This is a genomic window from Mucilaginibacter sp. R-33, from assembly GCF_049949235.1.
Classification (GTDB): Bacteria; Bacteroidota; Bacteroidia; order Sphingobacteriales; family Sphingobacteriaceae; genus Mucilaginibacter.
The window spans coordinates 615,267-640,171 of the sequence record NZ_CP188089.1; the positions used below are offsets into that span (position 1 = coordinate 615,267).

Annotated in this window: 25 protein-coding genes; 17 read left to right on the plus strand and 8 right to left on the minus strand. The window is 41.6% G+C overall.

Annotated elements, in window-relative coordinates:
- The first annotated feature begins 205 nt into the window (after window positions 1-205).
- The 6 genes from trpD (at window position 206) to ACP26M_RS02835 (ending at window position 6,440) form a co-directional block, all read left to right on the plus strand.
- Window positions 206-1,195: an anthranilate phosphoribosyltransferase gene (trpD, locus tag ACP26M_RS02810; protein ID WP_426585966.1), complete on the plus strand. Its 990-nt coding sequence runs from the start codon at window positions 206-208 to the stop codon at window positions 1,193-1,195.
- Between the two features lie 3 nt (window positions 1,196-1,198).
- Window positions 1,199-3,007, plus strand: coding sequence for a bifunctional phosphoribosylanthranilate isomerase/tryptophan synthase subunit beta (locus ACP26M_RS02815; RefSeq protein WP_426585968.1), 1,809 nt, complete (start codon window positions 1,199-1,201; stop codon window positions 3,005-3,007).
- 1 nt (window position 3,008) lies between these two features.
- Complete coding sequence (locus tag ACP26M_RS02820; protein ID WP_426585970.1) at window positions 3,009-3,452, plus strand: hypothetical protein; 444 nt, start codon at window positions 3,009-3,011, stop codon at window positions 3,450-3,452.
- Window positions 3,453-3,485: 33 nt separating this feature from the next.
- The gene (gene trpA, locus ACP26M_RS02825) at window positions 3,486-4,256 is read left to right on the plus strand and encodes a tryptophan synthase subunit alpha (protein ID WP_426585972.1); all 771 of its coding nucleotides are present in this window, start codon (window positions 3,486-3,488) and stop codon (window positions 4,254-4,256) included.
- A 433-nt stretch (window positions 4,257-4,689) separates the two neighbouring features.
- Complete coding sequence (locus tag ACP26M_RS02830; protein WP_426585974.1) at window positions 4,690-5,433, plus strand: hypothetical protein; 744 nt, start codon at window positions 4,690-4,692, stop codon at window positions 5,431-5,433.
- A gap of 77 nt (window positions 5,434-5,510) precedes the next feature.
- Window positions 5,511-6,440, plus strand: coding sequence for an AlbA family DNA-binding domain-containing protein (locus tag ACP26M_RS02835; RefSeq protein WP_426585976.1), 930 nt, complete (start codon window positions 5,511-5,513; stop codon window positions 6,438-6,440).
- Between the two features lie 366 nt (window positions 6,441-6,806).
- On the opposite strand, the gene ACP26M_RS02840 is transcribed toward ACP26M_RS02835, so the two are convergent.
- Entirely contained in the window at window positions 6,807-7,427 is a 621-nt protein-coding gene (locus ACP26M_RS02840; protein ID WP_090533076.1) for an L-threonylcarbamoyladenylate synthase, read from the minus strand.
- A 286-nt stretch (window positions 7,428-7,713) separates the two neighbouring features.
- The gene (locus ACP26M_RS02845) at window positions 7,714-8,256 is read right to left on the minus strand and encodes a YceI family protein (protein WP_090533071.1); all 543 of its coding nucleotides are present in this window, start codon (window positions 8,254-8,256) and stop codon (window positions 7,714-7,716) included.
- A gap of 184 nt (window positions 8,257-8,440) precedes the next feature.
- On the opposite strand from ACP26M_RS02845, the gene ACP26M_RS02850 reads away from it, so the two are divergent.
- A complete protein-coding gene (locus ACP26M_RS02850) occupies window positions 8,441-10,075 on the plus strand; it encodes an FMN-binding glutamate synthase family protein (protein ID WP_426585979.1) in 1,635 nt (544 codons plus the stop codon).
- A gap of 138 nt (window positions 10,076-10,213) precedes the next feature.
- Here the strand turns inward: ACP26M_RS02850 and ACP26M_RS02855 are convergent, their stop codons facing one another.
- Window positions 10,214-10,699: a nuclear transport factor 2 family protein gene (locus ACP26M_RS02855; RefSeq protein ID WP_426585981.1), complete on the minus strand. Its 486-nt coding sequence runs from the start codon at window positions 10,697-10,699 to the stop codon at window positions 10,214-10,216.
- Window positions 10,700-11,018: 319 nt separating this feature from the next.
- On the opposite strand from ACP26M_RS02855, the gene ACP26M_RS02860 reads away from it, so the two are divergent.
- The 3 genes from ACP26M_RS02860 to ACP26M_RS02870 all read left to right on the plus strand — a co-directional run bounded on the left by ACP26M_RS02860 (window position 11,019) and on the right by ACP26M_RS02870 (window position 13,568).
- Window positions 11,019-11,435 carry a hypothetical protein gene (locus ACP26M_RS02860; RefSeq protein ID WP_091174405.1) on the plus strand — a complete coding sequence of 139 codons (417 nt, stop codon included), beginning with the start codon at window positions 11,019-11,021 and terminating at the stop codon, window positions 11,433-11,435.
- Between the two features lie 51 nt (window positions 11,436-11,486).
- Window positions 11,487-12,080: a penicillin-binding protein activator LpoB gene (locus tag ACP26M_RS02865; protein ID WP_426585983.1), complete on the plus strand. Its 594-nt coding sequence runs from the start codon at window positions 11,487-11,489 to the stop codon at window positions 12,078-12,080.
- Window positions 12,081-12,143: 63 nt separating this feature from the next.
- Window positions 12,144-13,568: a COG3014 family protein gene (locus ACP26M_RS02870; protein ID WP_426585985.1), complete on the plus strand. Its 1,425-nt coding sequence runs from the start codon at window positions 12,144-12,146 to the stop codon at window positions 13,566-13,568.
- 335 nt (window positions 13,569-13,903) lie between these two features.
- Here the strand turns inward: ACP26M_RS02870 and phnN are convergent, their stop codons facing one another.
- The gene (gene phnN, locus ACP26M_RS02875) at window positions 13,904-14,461 is read right to left on the minus strand and encodes a phosphonate metabolism protein/1,5-bisphosphokinase (PRPP-forming) PhnN (RefSeq protein ID WP_426585987.1); all 558 of its coding nucleotides are present in this window, start codon (window positions 14,459-14,461) and stop codon (window positions 13,904-13,906) included.
- Between the two features lie 89 nt (window positions 14,462-14,550).
- Window positions 14,551-15,348 carry an endonuclease/exonuclease/phosphatase family protein gene (locus ACP26M_RS02880; RefSeq protein WP_426585989.1) on the minus strand — a complete coding sequence of 266 codons (798 nt, stop codon included), beginning with the start codon at window positions 15,346-15,348 and terminating at the stop codon, window positions 14,551-14,553.
- A 277-nt stretch (window positions 15,349-15,625) separates the two neighbouring features.
- Here ACP26M_RS02880 and ACP26M_RS02885 point away from each other — a divergent pair, with 277 nt between their 5' ends.
- Window positions 15,626-16,132 carry a GbsR/MarR family transcriptional regulator gene (locus tag ACP26M_RS02885; RefSeq protein WP_426585991.1) on the plus strand — a complete coding sequence of 169 codons (507 nt, stop codon included), beginning with the start codon at window positions 15,626-15,628 and terminating at the stop codon, window positions 16,130-16,132.
- Window positions 16,133-16,203: 71 nt separating this feature from the next.
- Window positions 16,204-16,575, plus strand: a complete 372-nt coding sequence (locus tag ACP26M_RS02890; RefSeq protein ID WP_426585993.1) for a hypothetical protein — start codon at window positions 16,204-16,206, stop codon at window positions 16,573-16,575.
- A 77-nt stretch (window positions 16,576-16,652) separates the two neighbouring features.
- On the opposite strand, the gene ACP26M_RS02895 is transcribed toward ACP26M_RS02890, so the two are convergent.
- Window positions 16,653-17,018, minus strand: coding sequence for a response regulator (locus tag ACP26M_RS02895; RefSeq protein ID WP_426585995.1), 366 nt, complete (start codon window positions 17,016-17,018; stop codon window positions 16,653-16,655).
- Window positions 17,019-18,078: 1,060 nt separating this feature from the next.
- Window positions 18,079-18,435, minus strand: a complete 357-nt coding sequence (locus tag ACP26M_RS02900; protein ID WP_274987560.1) for a response regulator — start codon at window positions 18,433-18,435, stop codon at window positions 18,079-18,081.
- A 367-nt stretch (window positions 18,436-18,802) separates the two neighbouring features.
- On the opposite strand from ACP26M_RS02900, the gene ACP26M_RS02905 reads away from it, so the two are divergent.
- The 5 genes from ACP26M_RS02905 to ACP26M_RS02925 all read left to right on the plus strand — a co-directional run bounded on the left by ACP26M_RS02905 (window position 18,803) and on the right by ACP26M_RS02925 (window position 24,118).
- Window positions 18,803-20,119 carry a gluconate:H+ symporter gene (locus tag ACP26M_RS02905; RefSeq protein ID WP_176628342.1) on the plus strand — a complete coding sequence of 439 codons (1,317 nt, stop codon included), beginning with the start codon at window positions 18,803-18,805 and terminating at the stop codon, window positions 20,117-20,119.
- Between the two features lie 4 nt (window positions 20,120-20,123).
- On the plus strand, window positions 20,124-20,945 hold the full coding sequence (locus tag ACP26M_RS02910) for an alpha/beta fold hydrolase (protein WP_426585998.1): 822 nt from the start codon (window positions 20,124-20,126) through the stop codon (window positions 20,943-20,945).
- 106 nt (window positions 20,946-21,051) lie between these two features.
- Entirely contained in the window at window positions 21,052-21,381 is a 330-nt protein-coding gene (locus tag ACP26M_RS02915; protein WP_426586000.1) for a hypothetical protein, read from the plus strand.
- A gap of 176 nt (window positions 21,382-21,557) precedes the next feature.
- Window positions 21,558-22,772, plus strand: a complete 1,215-nt coding sequence (locus ACP26M_RS02920) for a hypothetical protein (RefSeq protein ID WP_426586002.1) — start codon at window positions 21,558-21,560, stop codon at window positions 22,770-22,772.
- Between the two features lie 122 nt (window positions 22,773-22,894).
- Window positions 22,895-24,118, plus strand: coding sequence for a multidrug effflux MFS transporter (locus tag ACP26M_RS02925; protein WP_426586004.1), 1,224 nt, complete (start codon window positions 22,895-22,897; stop codon window positions 24,116-24,118).
- Between the two features lie 241 nt (window positions 24,119-24,359).
- On the opposite strand, the gene ACP26M_RS02930 is transcribed toward ACP26M_RS02925, so the two are convergent.
- Window positions 24,360-24,767 (minus strand): hypothetical protein, encoded by a 408-nt coding sequence (locus tag ACP26M_RS02930; protein WP_426586006.1) that lies wholly within the window; start codon window positions 24,765-24,767, stop codon window positions 24,360-24,362.
- Window positions 24,768-24,905 lie beyond the last annotated feature (138 nt).

Consider the following 24,905-nt stretch of genomic DNA (forward strand, 5'->3'; position numbering starts at 1 on the left):
ATGACAAAATTAAACAACAATTGGTGGTGGCTTAACGAGTAATCGTAAGGCAATTCCATGTTTGTTTAAAAGATATATTCAAAAGGGTTGCCATACGGCAACCCTTTTTTTATGCTTCGCCCCCCGGCCCCCTAAGGGGGGAGTAACGGCAAAAGGGGGCAAAAACTTTAACAATAAACTCCCCCTTTAGGGGGTTGGGGGGCAAATGAAACAGATACTTAATCATCTTTTTGAACACAAAACCTTTAGCAGGGAACAATCAAAAGGCATTTTGATAAACATTGCGCAGGGTAAGTACAATAACGCGCAAATGGCAGCTTTCATGACAGCCTATTGTATGCGAAGCATTACCGTTGAAGAACTGGAAGGCTTTCGCGATGCCATGCTGGAACTTTGCCTGCCTGTTAACCTGGAAACCGAAGGCCTCATTGATCTTTGTGGTACCGGGGGCGACGGTAAAGATACTTTTAACATTTCAACGCTTGCTTCATTTGTTGTTGCGGGTGCAGGGTATAAAGTGGCCAAGCACGGTAACTATGGGGTGTCGTCGGGTTGCGGTTCATCAAACGTGATGGAGTATTTGGGTTACCAGTTTACCAATGATGTTGATAAGCTGAAACGCAGTACCGATGAGGCGAATATCTGTTTTTTGCATGCGCCGTTATTCCACCCGGCCATGAAAACTGTAGCTCCTATCCGCAGAGAGCTGGGTGTTAAAACTTTCTTTAACATGCTGGGGCCGATGGTTAACCCGGCTAAACCAGATAATCAGCTGGTGGGGGTGTTTAATCTGGAGCTTGCCAGGGTATACGCTTACCTTTACCAAAAATCAACTACAAAATATACCATCATAAACGCCCTAGAAGGCTATGACGAAATCTCATTAACCTGCGATTTTAAGACTTTCTCTGCTGATGGCGAAAAGATCAACAGTGTGGAAGACCTTGGCTTTGAATTGCTTGATCCTAAAGAGATTGTTGGCGGCGATACGGTTGAGGCATCTGCAGCAATATTTAGCAATGTACTTAAAGGCGATGGCACTTTGGCACAAAACAATGTAGTATTGGCTAACGCCGCGCTGGCCATTAAAACCATCGGCCCTGAAAAAACTTTTGGTGATTGTTTTTATGAAGCCGAAGAAGCATTGTTAAGCAAAAAAGCGCTGAGGAGTTTTAATACTTTATTACAAAACTAAACCATGAAAATAAAGGTTTGCGGTTTAAAACATCCTGAAAATATTAATGCGGTTGCCGCTTTGCAGCCCGACTATGCAGGCTTTATTTTCTATGGCAAATCGCCCCGTTATATGGCAAACCTGGCGGCAGATGCGTTGCAAACTATACCCGCCTCGATCCAAAAAACGGGCGTTTTCGTAAATGAAAGCGCCGAAAATATTGATCGCCTGATCGTTGAATATGGCTTTAACGCGATTCAGTTGCATGGTGATGAAAGTCCGGAGTTTTGCGCTGCTTTTAAAGGTAGGGTAACCGTGATCAAAGCTTTTGGTATTAACGAAGATTTTGATTTTGAACAGTTAAAAGATTATGCCAACAATGTCGATCTTTTCCTGTTCGATACCAAAACAAAAGAATATGGAGGCTCAGGCAAAACTTTTGACTGGGCTATTCTTGATCAATATAAACTGGACATTCCCTTCTTTTTATCTGGAGGGGTGGGACTGGAAAATATAAAAGAGGTTAAAAACATCACACATCCCCAATTTTATGGGGTTGACCTTAACAGCAGGTTTGAAAATGAGCCCGGCTTGAAGAATATCGAAAAATTAAAAGAGGCATTTAAAATCATCAAAAATAAAACACAACAGATGAAATACGGAGTTAACGAACAAGGTTATTATGGCGATTTTGGGGGAGCATATATCCCTGAAATGTTGTACCCTAACGTAGAGGAATTAAGGGAGCAATACCTCAATATCATAAACGATGATGATTTTAAAGCCGAGTTTGATGATCTGCTTAAAAACTATGTCGGCCGGCCTTCTCCGTTATATCATGCCAAAAGGTATTCGGAAAAATATGGCGCTAACATATTTTTTAAGCGGGAAGACCTGAACCATACCGGCTCGCATAAAATTAACAATGCCATTGGGCAGATCCTGTTAGCAAAACGCCTGGGTAAAAAGCGTATCATTGCCGAAACCGGCGCAGGTCAGCATGGCGTGGCTACCGCTACTGTATGCGCACTCATGAATATTGAATGCGTTGTTTACATGGGCGAAATTGACATGGTAAGGCAGGCGCCAAATGTGGCCCGTATGAAAATGCTGGGCGCTAAGGTTGTACCCGCCACATCGGGCAGTAAAACACTTAAAGACGCTACCAACGAGGCACTGCGCGATTGGATAGGCAACCCGGTTGATACGCATTATATCATTGGTTCGGTGGTTGGCCCGTATCCATACCCGGATATTGTGGCCCGTTTTCAGGCCATCATATCACAGGAAACAAAGGCGCAGTTGTTTGAGCAAACCGGCAAGGAGTTACCGCAATATGTGATGGCTTGTGTAGGCGGCGGCAGCAACGCTATGGGGATGTTTTTTCATTTTATAGAGGATGAGGCTGTGAAACTGGTTGCTGTTGAAGCAGCAGGCAAAGGTGTAAATAGTGGTGAATCGGCCGCTACAACAGCTTTGGGCGATGAAGGGGTGCTGCATGGCAGTCGCACCATATTGATGCAAACCGAAGACGGACAGGTGGTTGAGCCTTATTCAATTTCGGCGGGACTGGATTATCCGGGTATAGGGCCGCAGCACGCACATTTGTTTAAAACCGGCCGCGGACAATATGTAAGTATTACCGATGAGGAGGCTTTGCAGGCAGGTTTACTTTGCTGTCAGCTGGAAGGAATTATCCCGGCCATTGAAACAGCCCATGCTTTGGCACAGTTGGAGAAAATGAAGTTTGAGGCTAATGATAACGTGGTGATCTGTATTTCGGGCAGGGGAGATAAGGACCTGGATACGTACATTAATTATTTCGGCTATTAATTTGGAAATAGTAAAATACCTCGACTGGGTCTTAGAGACCGACCGGCTTAAGAACGAGGCTTTGTATAAAAAAGTAGAGGTAACCGGAACCCAAAGTTGCGGTTGCGAAGATTGCCAATATTTTGACAGCATAAGAGATGAATTTTTTCCAGAGGAGATAAAGCAGCTTTTTGCACAATTAGGCATCGACATTAAAAGGAATTTTAACGTGGATGGTTTTGGAGGTGGACAGATGGGGCAGAGTTTTAACGGACAATTCCACTTTAAAGGGCAATTGCTTGAAGGAGAGGATTGCTACGTACAAACCGAATTTGGCGGCTATCAGCTTAATCTGCAATCGGTAAGTGATAACTTTAAAATAGGGTTCACCAAAACAACATCACCATCGTTTTTTAACGATGAAACAGATATTATAAAAATAGAATTTATGGCCCGGGTGCCATAACAAACAAATAAAAATACAATAACCGGCTATATCATGAACCGTTTAAACAAGCTTTTTGCATCAAAGAATAACAACCTGTTATCTATATACTTTACCGCAGGCTATCCTGCACTAAACACTACAGTTGATATTGCCGAAGCCCTTGAAAAATCAGGTGCCGATTTCCTGGAGATCGGTTTCCCTTATTCTGATCCGGTGGCTGATGGGCCAACTATTCAGCATAGCTCAGAGGTAGCATTGGAAAATGGCATGAGCCTTAAAGTTTTGTTTGAAGAGCTTGCCGAACTACGCAGCAGGGTAAGTATTCCTATTTTGCTCATGGGCTATTTTAATCCCATTGCACAGTATGGTGTTGAACGGTTTTGTAAAAAGGCTGCCGAGGTAGGTGTTGACGGCATTATTGTGCCCGATCTGCCGATCTATGAATATGAAAAGATGTACTCGTCACATTTTATCGATAACGGCCTGAGCAATATATTCCTGGTAACCCCGCAAACATCCGGAGAGCGCATCCGCAAAATTGATGAACTGAGCAACAGCTTTATCTACCTGCTGTCGTCATCAACCATAACCGGTTACAACCTGAAACTGAGTGATAGTGTAGAAGAATATTACAAACGCATTACGGCCATGAAGCTAAAGAATCCAACCATTATTGGTTTCGGGATTACCGATAGCAGCAGCTTTGCCAAAGCATGTAATTATGCCAATGGGGCAATTATAGGCAGCAAATTTGTGAAGCTTTTAGGCGAGGAAGGTTATATGGATAAGATTGATGGGTTTGTGAAGGGGATAAGGCCGTAAGCCGATATTTCTCCACTGCGTCATTGCGAGAAAGAAGCAATCCCCGATAGAGAGAGCCGATCTGTGTAGTTGGGATTGCTTTATTTCTTATATTGATTTGAGCGTAAGCTGTTTGTTGTTAGTTTTTTTTGATTGGATGATGTGGGCGTTGCCTGCGGCCCGGGCTTTCCGTTACAAGTCCTCGCTTTGCCTGCCCCGATGCCTACCCGCGCTGTGGGCTTTTCACTACAATCTAACGCTGCCTGCGCACAATGCCGATAAACACAAAAAGCTTCTGTCCATCCGTGTACTTGTGTTACTATCTTATGGACGGGTTGTGGACGGGTTTTACTACTTGCAGAGCTAAAGAAAGAAACTTGATATAAATAAAAATCTATTCGTATATCGAATTATAATTATATCAATTACATATCTTTATTAAAATCCTTATCACATGTCTGACGACGAAGAAAATGAAGTATCAAGCAGCTTAGATAAAAGCATAACAAGCACTGGTGAGATTACTGGAATTGCTATAGCTTTAGCGGTAGTTTTTTCGCTAATACGAAATTACATTTATTACTACTTAAAACTTCACATACCTATATTTCAATATTTCGAGATAGCAGATATTGCATTAGTTGCTCCTACAGCTATTTGGTGGGCATTATATTATGGAAGTGTTGAGGCTGCTAATCAGCTAATCGAAAGCAAGAAAATTATAGGTCTACAAAAATGGGGATATGTAAGCCTTCTATATTGTTTTGCCATATTTCTTATGATATATGGATATCAAAATGATCCAATCATACGAACGGGTATTAGCTTAACTTTCGTACTAAAATATTGGTGGACTATAATTTTAATTTCTGCTTATGTTTTAATTAGGATGCGAGCTAAAGAAACCGGAAGCGATTTTTTTAGGGATAATCGTATTGTCGGCATATTTATATTAGCCATTTGGTATGCACTATTTGATAGCTTAGCCAGCTATTCAACCTTGCAGAAGCCAAATCATCAACTTCATGCAGTTTTAAAACTAAAATCCGGGCAAAAGATAATTACTGGCCAAACATACCATTTTGCTGGAAGAACTAATGGATACTGGTTTCTTTACAACTCAAAGACCCATTTCGTAAGAACGATAAAAAATGATGACATTGATTTAGTTGACTTTGATACCTATATTAATAATTAGAGCCTTACGATATAGAGTAGATTGATCTTCAGTCCTAAAAAGATTTATATTATATACACTAAACCCATCATTATGCCATGAGTGACTTTCAAAATAAAACAGAATATTACCTTGAAGATATCATTTCATTAATCGACAATGAAGTCGAAGAATCCATTCATTTAGATTTTAAAGAAGCCGGATCTTTTGACAAAAGCGATGGAAAAAAGAAAGAGATCTCCAAAGATGTTTCTGCGTTCGCAAACTCGGATGGAGGTATAATAATTTATGGCGTTAAAGAAGAAAATCATAAAGCTTCGGGATTATCATACATCGATGGAAACATATACACAAAGGAGTGGTTAGAACAGACGATAAATTCATCAGTACAGAAAAGGATTGCAGATTTAAAGATTTATCCTATTAGAAGTGAAGGGAATATCAATCAAAGTATCTATGTAGTCAAAATCCCTAAAAGCTACGATGCACCTCACATGTGTAGAGACAAACGCTTCTATAAACGGTTTAATTTTGAATCTGTTATGATGGAAGAATATGAAGTAAGAGAATCTTATGGTAGGAAACTAAAATCCAAACTCCTTTTAAAAGAGTGGTCAATCGGGAGGCAGAATGATAGGAGCAACCCGATTGGAAGAATTAAACATATATTTCAAGTAGATATCCTTAACGAAGGAGATGTAATCGAATCTGATTTTAAAGTTAACGTGTATTTCATAAACTATAATCTCATTAATATAACATGGGATCAGTATCAAGGATATGAATTTACACGTCTAAATAATAATAGAATGAAAATTTCTTCAAACGGTAAGACTACAATTTATCCCAATGAGCAGATAAATGCAATGCGCTTTAACTTCGATATTCCTGATGATAAAATTGCAAGTGCCTTGAAAGATTTAAAAATTGAAGTGATTTTATTATATCAGAATGGAGAAAGTAAGATGGAAGGAGATGTAAAACAACTTGAATACAAGTTATTATTGGAGTATCCCAATCAACGTTAACCACCGTTGCCCCGCTACCGCAAACGTTCTCCCCAACTGGCGTGGGTATGCAGCGTTGAGAAAGCGTGGCGTACTCGTGACTTTTTAACCAAGGACACCCAGTACAGTTCGCGATTGCTTCGTGCCTCGTAATGAAGTGGTAGTGATTGCGATGGATTACAGGACGGCTATGCTTCCGTGCGATTGCTTCGTTCCTCGCAATGATGGTTTTAATTATATCACTTATCTCTCAACCATGGCGTTGCGCCCGGATTTTTCGTTACAAGTCCTCGCCCTTCCTACCCTCGATAACCACCTCGCGCTGTGGGCTTTTCACTACAATCTAACGCGCCCGCCATACAACATAGCTAAAGCAGATGTAGTGTATTACAAATACAACTCCAAATCACCTTTACCTTCACGAACAATATCAAAGTCGCCGGTAGTGCAATCAACTATGGTTGATGGGATGTTGTCGCCATAACCACCATCGATCACAATATCCACCAGGTCTTCATATTTTTCGTGGATCAGCTCCGGATCGGTTGAGTACTCGATAATATCGTCGTCGTCCCTTATAGATGTAGAAAGTATCGGATTACCTAACACACGCACAATTTCGCGGGCTATATTATTGTCGGGCACCCTGATACCAACCGTTTTTTTGTTGGAGCTTAGCATTTTGGGCACCATATGACTGGCATTGAATATGAATGTAAAGGGCCCCGGTAATGCCTTTTTCAGTACACGGAAAGTAGTATTGTCAATGGGTTTGATATAGTCAGAGATATGGCTCAAGTCGTAGCAAATGAATGAGAAATTAGCCTTTTCGGGTTTGATATTCCTGATCTTACAAATAGCCTCAATAGCGCGGTGATTGGTAATATCACAACCCAAACCATAAATGGTATCGGTAGGGTATATGATGAGGCCGCCTTTTTTTAACACCTCCACCACCTGCTCAATAGCCTTTGGATTAGGGTTTTCGGGATATATTTTAATTAGCATAAGTATAAGAACAAATATAAGGCTACTTAGTTTAAAAATGAGGCTTAAACGCGCTTTAAATCATGTGTTTGCGATGATTTATACTGTAATGCGGAAAACTTACGAAGTTTTTAAAACTTCGTAAGTTTGGTTGGTTCATAACAAACAAAGCCATCCCGATTAAATCAGAATGGCTTTGCTATTTAAATTTTAACCTGTTTTGCTGTTTCAATAATGCCGTGTTGTTGGGATCCTTTAACAACAGCGGCATTTTAAAAGTTAAAACACAGCAACAGTATTAAAACAATTAAGCTTGTTTAGTGAACTGGATGTTGATCAACAATTTAATGTCTTCGCCAACTACAATTGAACCTGCTTCGGTTACACCATCCCAGGTTAAGCCGAAATCTTTACGGTTAATTTTGCCGCTGATCTCGAAACCAGCTTTGGTGTTGCCATAAAAGTCAGCAGCCGAGCCACCAAATTCTACATCAAGGGTTACCGGTTTAGTTTGATCTTTAATGGTCAGGTTGCCTTTCAGTTCGTACTCTTCATCATCAGTTTTGGTAAATGAAGTTGATTTGAAAGTGATCTGAGGATATTTTTCGGCGTCAAAAAATTCGGCCGATTTCAAGTGCTCGTCGCGTTGTGTCTGATTGGTGTCAATGCTGTTGATATCTAAAGAGAAATCAATTTCAGCATTTTCAAAATCATCATTATCAGTTAATAACTCACCGTTAAAACTTTTGAAAAAACCACTCACGGTTGAAATAACCAGGTGTTTAACTTTAAATTGTACTTCTGAGTGCATAGGGTCAATAACCCATTTTGTTGCTGTTTCTGTTGCCATGATTTTTATTTCTTTTTTGTTGATACAAATATAAGTACAAAAATAGATGTTTAAACATCTATTTTTACTTTGTGACTTTAAAACGACATTGAGTAAGTTTCTTAACCACAAATTTGCCCTATTGTTTAAATTATAAATCTATTTTTATCAAACTTAATAGCCGCTCATATAAAATTAACTATCCATGAGAAAGCTCTTCGTTGTTTCGTTCTTTATCATATTCAGTATGCTTGCTTTGTGGACTGTCATCTGGCCACCCGCTGCATGGTCGTTCCTGTTCATGGGGCCGGTATATCTTATCGGTTTTTATGATATGGTGCAGCCTAAGCATAGCATTGTGCGCAATTACCCGGTGTTTGGCCATCTGAGGTATTTGATGGAAGAACTTAGGCCCAAAATATACCAGTACTTTATTGAAAGCGATACCAACGGTACGCCTTTTAACCGTCAAAACAGGAGCGTAATTTACCAGCGAGCCAAAAAGGTTGATGACACCCGTCCCTTTGGTACCGAGCTTGATGTATATGATAACGGCTACGAATGGCTTAACCACAGCATCGCCGCTATGGATCACCATCAATTAAATATGGATCCCCGTGTAAAGGTTGGCGGGGCGGCCTGTACACAGCCTTATATGGCCAGCGTATTCAATATTTCGGCTATGAGTTTTGGTTCGTTGAGTATGAACGCCATACTGGCCCTTAACGGCGGTGCAAAACTGGATAACTTTGCCCATAACACCGGCGAAGGTGGATTGAGTGATTACCACTTGCAACCAGGCGGCGATATCATTTGGCAAATAGGCACCGGCTATTTCAGTTGCCGCCATAAGGATGGTACTATAAACTACGATGCCTTTGCCGAACGGGCGGTGCTTCCACAGGTGAAAATGATCGAGATCAAGCTGTCGCAAGGAGCAAAGCCTGGTCATGGGGGGATATTGCCCGCTGCCAAGGTCACACCTGAAATTGCGCGGATCAGGCTGGTGGAGATGGGGGAGGATGTGGTTTCACCGCCATATCATACCGCATTCACCAATCCATTGGAGCTGATGGTATTTATTCAAAAGCTTCGGGATCTTTCAGGCGGCAAGCCAATCGGATTTAAATTGTGTGTAGGCCATAAAAGCGAATTTTTAGCCATCTGCAAGGCCATGGTTAAAACTGGCATTACTCCCGATTTTATTACTGTTGATGGGGGCGAGGGCGGCACTGGCGCTGCCCCGCTGGAATTTAGTAATTCGGTGGGGATGCCGTTGCGCGAGGCTTTGGCTTTTGTTTATGACGCACTGACCGGGTTCGACCTTAAAAAACATATCAAGCTTATAGCATCAGGAAAAGTAGCCACGGGTTTTGACCTGGTCAAAAATTTTGCCCTCGGTGCCGATATGTGCAACAGTGCCCGTGGTATGATGTTCGCCCTTGGCTGCATCCAGGCGCTGGAATGCAATACGAACACCTGTCCAACCGGTGTGGCTACACAGGATAAAAGCCTGATGAAAGGCCTGGTAGTGGATGATAAAAAGGTACGTGTGGCTAACTTCCACCGACAAACGGTGAGCAGCGCCATTCAGATGATAGGTGCCGCCGGTTTAAGCAAACCCTGCGACCTGCACCGTATGTATATTTACCGCCGTGTTAACCACAGTCAGATCCTGACTTATGGTGAGTTGTTCCCTTACATCCCCAAAGGCAGTTTGTTGAACACACCTAATCCGGCGTCGTTTGAGTTTGATATGGCCATCAGCAGCGAAAATACGTTTGTGCCTGATTATAGCGGCATTACAAATGTTGACTATAGCAATGTGAGCTCGTATTGAAGAGATTTGAGGCTTGGTGATTAATCAAAAATGGCGCGATTGCCGGTTCAAGCACGAATGCCTGAACTGGCGGGTTATATTGCGAAAGCCCCGCGCTTGGATAAGGATTGAAAACTCTTAACGGATCTGTTAGCATAATTAATGTCCTACACTTACCACCCTTGTCACTTTCCATTGCCCGTCCTTATACTGCCAAATGTGTACAAATTTCATCAGGCCGATTACCGGTTGGCCGTTTTCGGTATGTGTGAAACGATGCGTACCCATTTCAATAGCGCCAAAGCCGGGCATGGGGTAAACTTCAAGCGTTTCTTTAAGCAGGTCGCGGCGCAGGTCGGCGGCTTGTTTGTTTTCAAAAATTCCTTTAAAGCCGGCAATGGTGCCGTCATAACCAGTTACGCCCTTGCCATCGTTATAAAATTCAACATCGGGCGCAAACAGTATTTTCAACACTTCTAAATCACGGCTGTTAAAGGCGTTGAACATTACACTATCCATGTGTGCGATGGTGTTAAATAACTGCTGGTCTTTGGGTTTAAAGGGCTTGGTTTGCGCGTTGGTAACGGAGGCAGATAGTATCGCAGCAAAGCCAATAATAAACAGGGTATAGGTTGATTTTTTCATGATATGATAGAGCGTCTAATAATTAATTTACGTGAAATAATTAAATAATGTCAATAGCAGAATGTAAGCTTTAGGCTTTGTGCGTTCTGCTTTTAGCTTTATATAAATGTATTTGAATATATCATCATGACGCGCCATGATGACCGATAGTGACAATAATAATACAGCCCATTTTCATGGTGAAAAAGCTGTATGGTGCTACTGCAGTTCATAATTAAGTAAAAATGCTCCCGATTAACATAATTTAACGGTTTATGCCCGGTGCCTCTGTAATATTTGGAGTGCATTTTACGTAACTTTACTTATTAAATTAAGCGCAATGAAAAGGAATATCTTTATGATAGGCTTGATGCTTTTAGGCGGTTTGTTTAGTGGCGCCGTAAAAGCCCAGGAAACTGCATCGCTGGTTGCCGATCAAAATCCACGCTACATGGAAAGCCAGGCAAAATATATCAGGGTTGCCGATACCCTGAACAGCCTGCACGGGGTAACCATACAAAATACTTACAAAGCTTACGATTGGTATGAAGCCAAACTGGAACGCCGCCGCCAAAACCGCGCGTGGCGGCATGAGGAACGCATGAACGGATATTATGATTATTCACCGTCATGGGGCTTATATGGCGGCTACTCTTATTCGCCATTTTTAAACTATGGATGGGGCAATCGCTGGGGCGGCTATTATGGTGGCCGCTGGGGCGGCCGTACAAGCATCGGTATCGGTTTTGGCTGGTAACAAATTAAGCAGCAATCAATCTAACACATCATAATTTATAATATACTACAAATGAAATTTAACAGGATTTTAACAGTTGCTGCATTAGCAGTTTCAGGGATTTTTATAGCCTCATGTTCAAGGCAGGTTACACGCGTTAGCACCGACCAAACTATTGATGTTAGCGGCAACTGGAATAACAGTGATGCACGAATGGCAGCCGATGAGCTTACCGGCAAAATTCTAGGTGCTAACTGGATAGATACTCACCTTAACGAACACCAGGGTAAACGCCCGGTAGTTATAGTTGGCTTTGTACAAAATAAAAGCCACGAACATATTGATGCCGAAACATTCTTAACCGATATTGAGAGCTCATTCATCCAATCGCAAAAAGTACGTTTGGTGCAGGGCGGTAAAAAACGTGATGAGCTACGTGCCGAAAAGGCCGATCAGCAAACAAACGCTACGGTATCAAGCATGAAAAAATTTGGCCTGGAAAACGGTGCCGATTATATACTGCAGGGTTCAATCAATTCAATAGTTGATTCGCACAAACGCCAAAAAGTTGTTTACTACCAGGTAAATCTGGAGCTTACCAACATTCAGACAAATGAAGTGGTTTGGATAGGCGAAAAGAAAATTGCCAAATACGTTAAAAACTAAAGCTGGTAAACATCATTGCCCTGAACACGGTACGCCTGTGTTCGGGGCAGTTTGCATTTAATAATGATCAACTTACGTACGCATATTCTCCGGGTATTTTCTTTTATCGGGCTGATGCTTTTTTTATCGGCGTGTTCAACCTATAATCAAAGTGTTGCTCCTTATTATAAAAATGTATCGGCCGGTAACTATCCCCAGGCCGAGAAGGAGCTTGATAATAACAGCCTCATTCAAAAGCCCCGAAATAAGCTCCTGTACCTGATGGAGAAGGGGAGGATCTGCCATTTAAAAGGCGAGTACGAAAATAGTAACAACTACTTTAACCAGGCAGATCAGTTGCTTGATGAAGGTTTGACCAGCGCATCTGACGCCGCTGTTGGCGTTTTGCTTAATTCCGCATCGCAAAGGTATAAAGGAGAGGATTTTGAAAAGTTCATGATCCATTATTATAAGGCGCTCAATTATTTGTACCTGAATAAAACAGAGGATGCAATTGTTGAAGCCCGTCGTATTACTTTACAGGCTCAGGAACAGGGCGATAAGTATAACAATAAAGACAGCCGTTACTCAAACGACGCATTTTCGCTGACGTTGCAGGGGATGTTGTATGAAAGTAACAACGATGTAAACAATGCATTTATATCATACAGGAACGCGGCGGAAATCTATCTTAAAAGTCCTGATAAAACTTATTACGGTACCCCGATGCCCGTTGAACTGGAAGAAGACGTGATCCGCACGGCAAAGCTGAACGGCTTTACAGCTGAAGCTGACCAGTTTGAAACAACCTTTGGCATTAAATATGAACCTGTAAAACCATCGGAAGGTGGTGAGCTGATATTTTTTTGGGAGAACGGCCTTGCCCCGGTAAAAACGCAGGTCGACCTGTTTTTTAGCCTGATCCGTAACAGCAACGGCGACTTGTTTTTTACGGATGTTGCCGGAGGCCTGGTAATTCCCTTTAATTACGACGGCGACAGGAACAGGGTGAACACCAAGTCGGTTGAAAGCCTACGGGTCGCATTTCCTAAATATGTTGCGCAAACGCCATATTATTCAAGCGCAAGTATCTCTGTTAATAATCAGGACGCGTCATTGGTAAAAGCTGAAGATATTAATGAGCTGGCATTTAAAACTTTGCAGCAGCGCGCATTAAAAGAGATGAGCGGGATCCTGTCGCGCCTTGCGGTGAAGAAGATAGCCGAATATTCAATACGTGCGGCTGCCAAAAGTGATGGCAAAACCAACGGGTTATTGGAAGGACTTGGTTACGGCATTCAGCTTTACAGCTTACTATCCGAAAAAGCCGATACCCGTAACTGGCAAAGTCTGCCGGCTTATATTTCTTATGCACGGATCCCTTTGCAAAAAGGAGATAACCAGGTACATATCACCCTCAAAAATGCCCAGGGCGCAACTGAAACAAAAACTATTACCGTACAAGGCACCGGCAGGTTGCAGTTTTATAATTATGCTACGTTGCGATAGCTGGCAGCAATTATTTGAGATTTGTATATAAACGAAAAAGCCATTTGCTGTTCAGGGCAGATGGCTAATTTATATTGATAGGGTTTAGGTTCGATATTTAAATACTTTTCTAAATATTTTTTAAAAATAGCTTTAATACTTTCTCCTTGAAATACCCCTTTTTCAGTATATTTCAGTGTTTTATGAGTCGCGTTCAAAAAAACTAAAATATCTACTCAATTACCAACGCAGTAATCTTTCGATGTATTGAACCATCAATAGTTTTCATCCGCATATAAGAGTGCCAAACCGGGTAGCGATTATTTGGTCCGCTCTTCTGTCTTTGTAAAGCAGGTTTAAGCCATTTGTTTTTCCGTTACCGAGATCAGATTTACCAGTTCGTTCCCGGCAAGTTCAATAGCGCCGTCATTCTGTATTTCGATGCAGTTTTCGAGATTGGTGTTGAGTTCGGCAGTGCGGGCTATACGATTGGCTATTTCTTCAGTGTTTTCCCGTCCTCGCCCAACCAGGCGACTTGCAATAGCTTCGGGACTCGCAGTTACTAATATCGCTATCAGATCGGGGTAGAGCCGTTGTGCAACGGGCAGGTATTCGCGCGATCCGTTAACCACCACATTAAAGCCTTTATTAAGCCAGTTGTTTATTTCCTGGCCTATGCCATAGTATTTATCGTGGCTGCCCCAGCTTAAAGCAAACATCCCGGCTTTGCTTCTTAATGCAAATTCCTCATTGGTTAAGCTAACGTGGTTCTCATTGCCAGAAAATGGCGGACGGGTAATATACCGGTGTGCAAATACCACATTTTCCGATCCGTTAATTTGCTTGCGGGCGTAATTCATCAAGGTGTCTTTGCCTGCTCCGGATGCGCCAATAACATAAAATAGCTTGCTCATGGTGGTTTTTTATGGATGAAAAGGGCGGATTATTTGAACCGCTATATATTTTGAATAGTAAAATTATCGATTGACGGCAGGTTGTTAAGTCAATTTATTACAAGTGTTGTGGCGATGCCGAAATGATCGCTCGGGTACAAGCCGGTTTCTTCATCAGGCACGTTTAATACCACTGCCGAATCGATAAACCGCGGGTAATTACCCGTACCAGGGAAGGGCAAAGTGAAAATCTGATCAACACATACCTGTTTGTTGGCTTTGTAATAGGCGTCCGTAAGGCTGTATCTCGGTTCTGTACCATTACCTTCGGTATAACAATCAGCAGCTTTAGATAATTCCCGGAAAGCCATAACTGCTTCCGAATCGGGTGTGGCATTAAAGTCGCCGCAAATAATGTGGTATGGCTTTGGGGTTTCCTCAGTAACAAAATCCGCAAGCGCTTCGGCCTGGGCTTTTCTAAGTCCTTTATGTTGGCCCAGGTGTGTAAGATGGGTAGTGGTAAAAGTAACTATTTTTCCCGATGGCAGGTTTACGTTTACCCGGAAAGCTTTGCGGTCGTTATCTTCGGCTACTACAGGTAAATCAAAACTCCCGGTTTCGGTAACCGGGTAAACTGATAATATGCCCAGGCCCGATGTACTGTTAACCACCCCGCCTTCAAACAGGCGTTTTTTCGATCGGCCGGGTAAAAAACAATAGTTCATATTTAATTCGGCAGCCAAAAATTTCAGGGTATCGGCATTCGCTTCTTCGCTGTAAAAACATTCCTGGCAAGCTATAACATGAGGTTTTAGTTGTTTAAGTTGTTTGGCAAGTATGCCCATGCGCACCCGATACTCGCCATCGCATTTCCATGTATTTATGGTGACAATTTTAACATTTTCCACTCAGGCAATATCAGCAATCTAAATTATACAATCAACATTCGGTAATTATTAGCTTATAACACCGGCCTGACGAGGAGTCTGCTGGTTAACCCATGTAAAATCTACAGTATAGAAGTTCCAATGAGTGTGGCAAAAAGCAAAGTGTTTAGGGTAAACAGGTTAATAAGATTGGTGGATATTTATTTTACCTTTTTAAACAAAGTAAATGAAGCGCATTGCCCTCTAACCTAAATTTTCATTTTTTTTTGAAAGTTTAAAAACTTATTTATATTTGTGCATGGAATTGGCAGAGGCAAAGTTAAAGTTCATTGAGGCCTGGGGTAAGCTGGGGTCGGAGTGGGGGATTAACCGCACCATGGCACAGGTACATGCTTTGCTGATGATCTCGCCGGAGGCTTTAACTACTGAAGAAGTGATGGCCGAGTTGAGCATATCACGCGGTAATGCCAACATGACCCTGCGCGACCTCATTGACTGGGGTTTGGTTGAAAAGCAGCATAAAACCGGTGAGCGTAAGGAGTTTTTTTACGCAGAGAAAGATGTGTGGACTATTGCCCGCCGTGTTGCCGAAGAACGCAAAAAGCGCGAGCTTACACCAATCATTAAAATACTTGATCAACTTGCCGGGGTGAATGGCGATGCAAAAGATCCGGCTTATAAAGCATTTAAAACCACGGTTACTGATATAAATAAGCTGGCTAACAATGCGAACAAAACACTCGATACCATGCTCAAGGCCGAAGAGAACTGGTTTTTTGGTTCGATACTGAAAGTGTTTAAATAATTTTTTTATAAATAAATTTCAATTTTTACTGAAAATTCTAAATAATTAATAATAACTAAATCTTTAATATTATGAACTACTTTATTTTAACCTATGTCATTTATCTGTTGGCAAGCATAGCATTGACAGTATGGGTGGCCAAAGTACTGTTTAAAAACGGGCGTATATTTTTAGTGGATATTTTTCACGGCAACAGTGAACTGGCCGATTCTGTGAACAAGCTGCTTGTAGTAGGCTTTTACCTGGTAAATATAGGTTATATGAGCCTGGCCTTAAAGGAGTATGGCAGTATTGCCAGTATGCAGGTAGTGGTTGAGGTATTGAGTTATAAAGTGGGCTGGATAATTTTAATATTGGGCGGTATGCATTTCCTAAACCTTGTCATTTTCTTTAAGCTGCGTACCCGCGCTAAACGGGAAAATGCATTTACTATAAATACTTAGTTTTTAGTTTTGTTTTGATTTGACGGGGTAGGTGAATATTGGCCTGCTCCGTTTTTTTGCCCGGACATTACTGTATATCAAGCGGCACTTCTTAACTGCCTGTTTATACTATTCAGCAAAACATCAATATCAAAAGGTTTGGCTATAAAATCATCGGGCGAACCGGCTTGGCTGAGTATACCCGGATTATGGCTTGCCGAAATTAATATTACTGGTATGTTTTTAGTTTCCTGCTGGTTTTTAAGGGTCTTGCAAAGTTCACGGCCATCTAAATTGCCCAGCATAATGTCAAGCAAAATTAAATCGGGTTCGTGTTGCTTTATCCGGTCAAACAAGTTTCTGCCTTCAGTTAAGGTATCAACCTCATAGCCCGAATCTTCCAGTATATATTTTATGATTTCTAAAATATCTTTGTCGTCGTCCACCGCTAAAATCCGTCGCATAGGTAATTTGTTAAAAAAAGTATCAGCAAAAAGTCAATGGCGATATGGCTTTATACAATATCGAGAAACATTAAGCAATTTTTATACCAAGTATTAGACGTAACTATTTTAATTCAAATTTGGATGTTATGCGGTTTTATAACTAACGCTCTTTAATTCTGTACTTATAACGATATACAATAAGTATATTATTGTATACAAATAAGGTAGGGCTCTAAAATAACAGCGTAAGGGAGGATATAAACGCAGATTATTCGCGTTTATTTGAAGTAACAGGATATCAATACACCGAAATTGGTTAATTGAAAATTATTTGATGAAAACGTGAGCCGACTTTTTGCACTTTGCGCAAAAATATTTCCTGACCGGTATAAAAAACAGGACGTTTTTCAAAAACCAACTCCTTCGCATCTGGAAGTGATAAGGGGCTCCGCATTTTGAACAATAATATCTTTTCTTTGACTTGGCTTCGTTTTCTTCCACAAACTTAAAATAACAGGCAGCCAAAATACAATATCTATATTATTGGTAAAGAAGAAAAAAAAGGAAAAGTACTTTTAAGTAAGTATTGATTTCTTTTTATGAAACTAATTATCGTAATATGTATCTCTTGCGTTGGCATTTGTAACACATGTACCTCTTTAAAGGGAGAAAAAACAAAACTTTTTTCACAAAAAAGCCTCTGGGCACACGGTTATCAAGCTCTGATTTGCACTTTGGGCATACCGCCGTTTTTTTTACTTCCGTTTTCTCGTGTTGATTTATTGATAGTACCATAATACAATCGGGGGCTTATTGTATTTAACTAATTATTTTGCTTTAACGTACAAACAAAGTTAAAATAATTACCAATATTTCAACCGTGCTGTTTAAGTATTGATAATTAAATCAATTTATGCGTTAAAAATGTGCTGTATTTATATTGCAGGAAGCTTTAAAGCGCTTTCTTTGCTTTTTTTATAATTATTATCCCGGTTTGGCAGAATAAAGGAATGAAATAAAGGTTAAATGGATAGTGCAAAGGGGAGGTAAATTGACCGATGAGGTCGGGATTACGTTTTTAAAGCAGGTTATTAACCTTTTCAACAAGTTCGGTCAAATCAAATGGTTTGTTGATTATTGCGTCACACCCGTAGCTGATGAGCTCATTTTCATTGTTCACGTAGGCCGAGAATATAATAACAGGAGTATTGCCAAATTTAGGGTGTACTTTTATGTTTCGGCAAATTTCGCCGCCATTAGTACCAGCCACCCGGTAATCAAGTATAACAAGATCCGGTTCAAAGCTCTCAATCAGCGGAAGTACATCGGTGCTTATTGATGTGCTTTTAACTTCAAATTGTTCATAAGTAAGGGTCTCATGAACAATATCAAGTATGTCTTGATTGTCGTCCAATACTAAAATACGCTTTACCATAATAAAAGTTAAAGAAATAAATGCCGAAAAGGTATTAAAGTATGCGTTAAAATTACAGTATCCTGTAAAATAGTGGTTTGGGTTTAATCTTATCGGATAAAACTTTAATGCAAAATTAAAACTATTTTTTATAAAATTAATGAAACAATGTTATAAATAACAACATGTTGTATGTTAGTTACACAAATCCCTTATTTTTAAGTGCAAAACGATAAAATTAAAAGGCTTATAGATGATTGAGACCGGTTATCAAAGCTTTTACCATATAAAAATCCTAAACTCAAATTTTGTTATTACTTTAGTTGGCATCAGCAGGTGCCCTATATTGAGGTTGCACGCCCGCTGGCCACACATAACCTATAACTTAATGGTACTGTTAACTATCTTTTTTTGTATTGTTTTACTGGTTTTGCTGGTGAGCCTTGTAAAAATAAACCCTTTTATTGCCTTTCTCATCGTTTCGATAATTGCAGGTTTGTTATTGGGCATACCCATTAATAAGGTAACCGCTTCCGTTCAAAAAGGCATGGGTGATATTTTAGGTCAGTTGCTCATCATTATTTGCCTGGGCGCTATGCTGGGCAAGCTGGTTGCTGTGAGCGGAGCTGCGCAAAAAATAGCAGGTGTACTTGTTGCCGCCGTAGGCGAAAAATATATTCAATGGGCGCTGGTGGCAGCCGGGTTTATTATAGGTATTCCGCTGTTTTATGGTATTGGCTTCGTGCTGATGGTCCCACTTATATTCTCTGTAGTTTACAAGTATAAACTCCCGGCTGTGTATATAGGCTTACCCATGCTGGCTTCGCTGTCGGTAACGCATGGTTTTTTGCCCCCGCATCCATCGCCATCGGCATTAGTGGCCTTGTTTCATGCTAATATGGCAACCACCTTTATTTACGGGCTTATGATAGCTATTCCGGCTATTATATTGGCGGGGCCGGTTTTTGCACAATTTCTTAAAAAAATACCGTCAGAGCCGCTGGCTACTTTCAGGGCTGAAGAATTACCTGCCGAAAAGCTGCCCGGCGCGTTCAATAGCTTTTTTACAGCTTTATTGCCGGTTTTGCTTTTAATGCTTACTGCGTTTTTTCCCTACCTTAACATACAGGATCCGGGTGTAGCAAAGTTTATCACATTTCTTGGCGATCCATCAATCGTTATGTTAATAGCGCTTATGGTTGCCACCTATACTTTAGGTGTAAAGCAAGGTAAAAGCATGGGCCAGCTTGCAGGCAATTTTACTGATGCGGTGAAGGATGTGGCCTTGATATTATTGATCATAGCAGGATCGGGCGCCTTTAAGGAAGTTTTAACCGCCAGCGGTGTAAGCAGCCAGATAGCAGCGCAACTACAATCGTTTAATTTGCCGCCGCTGTTATTAGGCTGGGTGATAGCCGCTATTATCCGTGTTAGTTTGGGCTCGGCAACAGTTGCCGGACTAACGGCTGCAGGCATTGTTGCGCCGCTGGTTTTGCAAAATCATATTAATCCCAATTTAATGGTATTATCCATCGGGGCCGGTAGCCTGGCATTTTCGCACGTAAACGATTCGGGTTTTTGGCTATATAAAGAGTATTTTAATTTAAGTATTAAGGATACTATAAAATCGTGGTCGTTAATGGAAACGCTTGTTTCTGTTATAGGGCTTGCGGGAGTAACCGTTATTAACCTGTTTATTAAATAAAAATATGCTTGTTATCAAAAAACTATCGGCAAGTTTAGCTCTGTTAATTTTTATGCTGATTACCGGCAATTGTGTATTAGCCCAGCCGGTTACTGCCCCGGGCAGCTATTATAGCTCGTTTGATGGTGTTAAAATCCATTATGAAGTGAAAGGCGATGGCTTTCCGGTGATACTGGTACATGGTTTTTCGGGTACAGGCGAAGGCTGGAAAAAAGGAAAGCTTTATAATGATCTGTTAACGAATGGTTATAAAGTGATCATACTGGATCAGCGGGGCAACGGACTGTCGGACAAGCCCCACGATGATGCGGGTTATGCAAACGATGCCGAAGCTAAAGACATTATGGGCCTGGCTACAAGCCTGGGGCTGAAACGATATGATATTGTTGGATATTCCCGCGGTTCGATCATCACTTCGCGCGTGTTTGTGCTGGATAAGCGGGTTCAAAAGGCGGTAATGGGCGGCATGGGCGATGCTTATACTAACCCCGAATGGCCGCGAAGGGTTCACGCTTATAAGGCTTTAATGGGCGATACCAGCTTTCATGATGTTGATGGGATGATTAAATATATCCACAGTAACCCTTTTGATGAACTTGCTTTAGCCTATCAGCAAAAGTGGCAGCCATCAACCAGCAAACAGGAATTAGCCAGGGTAAAAATCCCGGTACTGCTCATAGACGGGATCGAAGATCATGATAACGGCGACGAGGTTGCTCTTCATAAACTCATTCCCGGCTCAAAGCTGGTTCACGTTCCGGGCGATCATAACAGCGCCAGCCGCACTTCCGAATTTTCAAAAGCTGTAATGGCTTTCCTGAAATAACCATTGTTGGTTAATGTTCAGTTATTGAATTTTTGTGCAGCTATTTTCGATAATGGTCTGTTATTTGCATGAGTGTTTATGTTAACACTTATAAATACATACCATTATGAAAAAGCTAAAGATATATATGTGCTTTTTAATTGGCCTGATGCTATCCATTAGTATCACAACCAATGCACAAACCACAAAGAAAAAGGGGATAAGTAAACAAGGCAAAGGCGCAATCATAGGTGGAGCCGGCGGCGCGGTTGCGGGCGGGCTTATTACACATAGTGCAGGCGGCGCTTTAGTTGGCGGTGCGCTTGGTGCCGGTGGCGGTTATATTATCGGCAATGAGGCTCGCCGGCGCGAAGAGAAAAGGCAGCGTGCTGCCCGAATTGCCTGGCGCAGGGCACATCCCCATCACCATTATGCCACAACTAAAACAACCAACTAAACAAACAACCTATCATTAATTTAAATGGTTGTTATAAGGGCCTGTAGGTTTCAATGCTTACAGGCCTTTTTTATTTAAATTAAAATTTAGCTAAATTGAAGCGATTGCCCTGTTTTATCCGTTATTAAACTTATTAACAGCCAAACAGCAAGGCAAAATTTTTCGTTTAAAGTACGATGGTAAAAGGGTTATCTGTAATAGTTTTATGTTTAATTCCGGCAATGGTGCTGGCACAGCAGCCGGTTGCAGATACCATCAGCATAAAAAAAGATACAGTACCGCAACGGGATGTTATTGACATTGTACGTTCGCTTTTTAAAATAAAACCCCGGCAGCAGGCAACTGAGCGAAAGAAGATCTACTTTTCTGTTTTTCCCACCTCAACAACCGACGGGCGGAGCGGCGGAAAAGCATTGTTTACTTCAACAACAGCTGGGTTTTACCTGGGAGATGAAGCTACTACTAATTTATCAAGCTTTACTTTTACCCCCTATTTTAATCTGAAGGGGAGGTATGGCTTGCCTATCCGGTCAAATATCTGGCTTAATAATAACGAGTGGAATATACAGGGCGATACCAGGCTGATGGTTTATCCTCAATATACATGGGGCCTGGGAGGTAACCAGGGTCCCGAAGATAAGTTCCTGGTAAATTATAATTACCTCCGCTTTTATCAAAGCGTGTTAAAGCAGATAAAGCCATACTTGTATGCCGGTTTAGGCTATAATCTTGACTATTACATGGATATTGAAAGCAACGGCGATCAAAACCTGCGTAAGTTTACCGGCTACAAATATGGCACCGCTGCCGATCAGGATGCTTTTTCATCGGGCATAACGCTCAATTTATTGTACGATTCGCGCAAAAACTCTATCAATCCACTACCCGGAGCTTATGCCAACATAGTTTACCGGGTTAATGCCAAGGCTTTTGGAAGCCATACCGACTGGAGGTCACTATATATTGATATGCGTAAATATGTGCAGTTGACCAACTCGGGGCCTAAAAATGTGCTGGCTTTCTGGGCCTATTACTGGACAACACTTACACCCCGCACACCTTATCTTAACCTGCCAAGTCTTGGCTGGGAGCCTTATCAGCGATCGGGCAGGGGATTTCCGCAAAGCCGTTACCGGGGCGATAGGCTGGTATATTTTGAAACTGAATACCGCCGCGATATCACCCGCAATGGTTTATTGGGCTTTGTGGTGTTTGCTAACGTAAACTCCGTCACCGAGCCCGAAAACCATGCCTTTGTATACTGGCACCCGGCCGCCGGCACAGGCCTGCGTTTTAAGTTCAATAAAAAAGCAGGAACCAATATCAGCCTCGATTATGGCGTGAGCAAAAACTTTTCATCAATAAGTCTTAATTTAGGCGAGGCGTTTTGATGCTTCGGTTCATAGGTTATGGATCATGGTTCATAGAATTTTAGCATGACCATTATATATTGTGTGCCCATTCACAGCTATGAACTATCAACCATGAACCATCAACTAACTAACACACACGTATGACCAAACAAAAATATACCGTTCTGATCCTCATATTGGGTTCGCTTACGGCTCTTGGCCCTTTTTCTATCGATATGTACCTGCCGGGCTTTAAAGCCATAGCCAGGTACCTGCATACAAGTACCGATGAGGTAGCACTGTCATTATCAAGCTATTTTATTGGTATTGCTGCCGGGCAATTACTTTATGGACCTTTGCTCGACAGGTTTGGCCGTAAAAACCCATTATACTGGGGGCTTGGGCTTTACATCGTGTCATCAATGGGATGTTTTTTTTCTTCATCGCTCGAAATGCTTATTGCTCTGCGTTTTTTTCAGGCGGTGGGCAGCTGTGCGGCAAGCGTGGCAGCTATGGCTATGGTGCGCGATTTGTTTCCGGTTGAGGACAATGCCAAAGTATTTTCGTTGCTGATCCTGGTACTCGGTGCCTCGCCAATGCTGGCCCCTACTGTAGGCAGTTATATTACCGCGGCTTTTGAATGGCAGGTCATTTTCCTGGTGTTAACTATTATAGCGGTACTCATATTGCTGGCTGTAATATTCTGGCTCCCCGAAAGCTATCAGCCCGATCCTGCTTATTCTTTAAAGCCCGGGCCAATTATAGGACATTTTATAACGGTTTTAAAGGATGCGCAGTTTGTAACTTATGCCATAGGCGGCGCGTTCGCTTTCGCGGGCTTGTTTGCCTATGTTTCATCATCACCCATTGTGTTTATTGAAGGTTTTAAAGTAAGCGAAAAGCAGTTCGGCTGGATCTTTGCCGGACTTTCGGTAGGGTTTATCGGTTCAAGTCAGCTAAACAGTGTGCTTATAAAAAAATACAAAAGCGAACAAATGATAGGCGCATCACTTATTTTAATGGTGATTATCTCCACGGTTTTTTTGGCGGGTTCATTAAATCATTGGTTCGGGATAGGTGGTACTATAGCCATGATATTTGGAGTGTTATGCTGCGTTGGCATTTGTGCGCCCAATACATCAGCATTATCCCTTGCTCCCTTCTCTAAAAATGCGGGTTCGGCTTCTGCAATATTAGGCGCATCGCAAATGGCCGTGGGGGCTTTATCATCTATAGGTATCTCTGTAATAAAACAACATAGTTCGCTGCCTATGGCGGCGGTTATGGCGGCGTCATCAATTTTGGCACTCCTGATTGTTTTTATTGGCAAGCGGTTTATAAAAAACAAGGTTGAAGCCAGTGGAGATGTTGTTGCGGCACATTGAACCTTGATTTTAGGATTACAGGATAGCTTGATTTCGCGCCGTTGTTGGTGTCACCAACAACTTCCTATTCGTTGCTTTTATTAATTACAAGCTAATTCAGCATTGCAATTGCATAGCGCAGAGTTGTTGGTGATAACACCAACAACGGCGAAGGATTACAGGATTCGCTTGATTTTAAATTACTTGTAAGTGCAGGCCACAAGGCACAGCCTTGTGGCCTGCAAGCAAAGAATTAACTGATTTAAAATTTGCTTGCCCGCAAAGCTGTAACCTTTGAGCCTTCGGGGCCGGTACTTTCAAAAACTATCTTATTTTCGGTTAGTTCCGAAACGTAAAAAACGAAATTGCGGGTTTTGCCATCAGGGAGTTTTTCGGTTACATTCATGTTGCTGCCATTCAGCGTAAAAGAGCCGTGCGACAGGAACTTGCCTCCCCACACAATCAGGAATTTCATTTCGGGCGTAAACTGAATATAAGGTACGTTGGCATCCAAGTCGGCTTGTTTTACGGTATCGGGCGGACTGGCATTTGGATGCTCTATTTTTATATATTTCCATTTACCGGTAAGCGTCCTAACCGAAACTTCAGGTTTACATGATGCGATAAAAAGAACCACAACAGCAAACAATAAAAAGCCTTGTTTTATCATAACAGAAAAATGTTTGGATAAAACTATACAATTGCTTTTGAAATTGAAAGCGAAGGCTTGGTCTTTAGTCTAAAGCCGTAAGTCTTAAGTTCAAAGTACAGAGAAGAGGGAAACAGACTTAGGACTTCCGACTTAAGA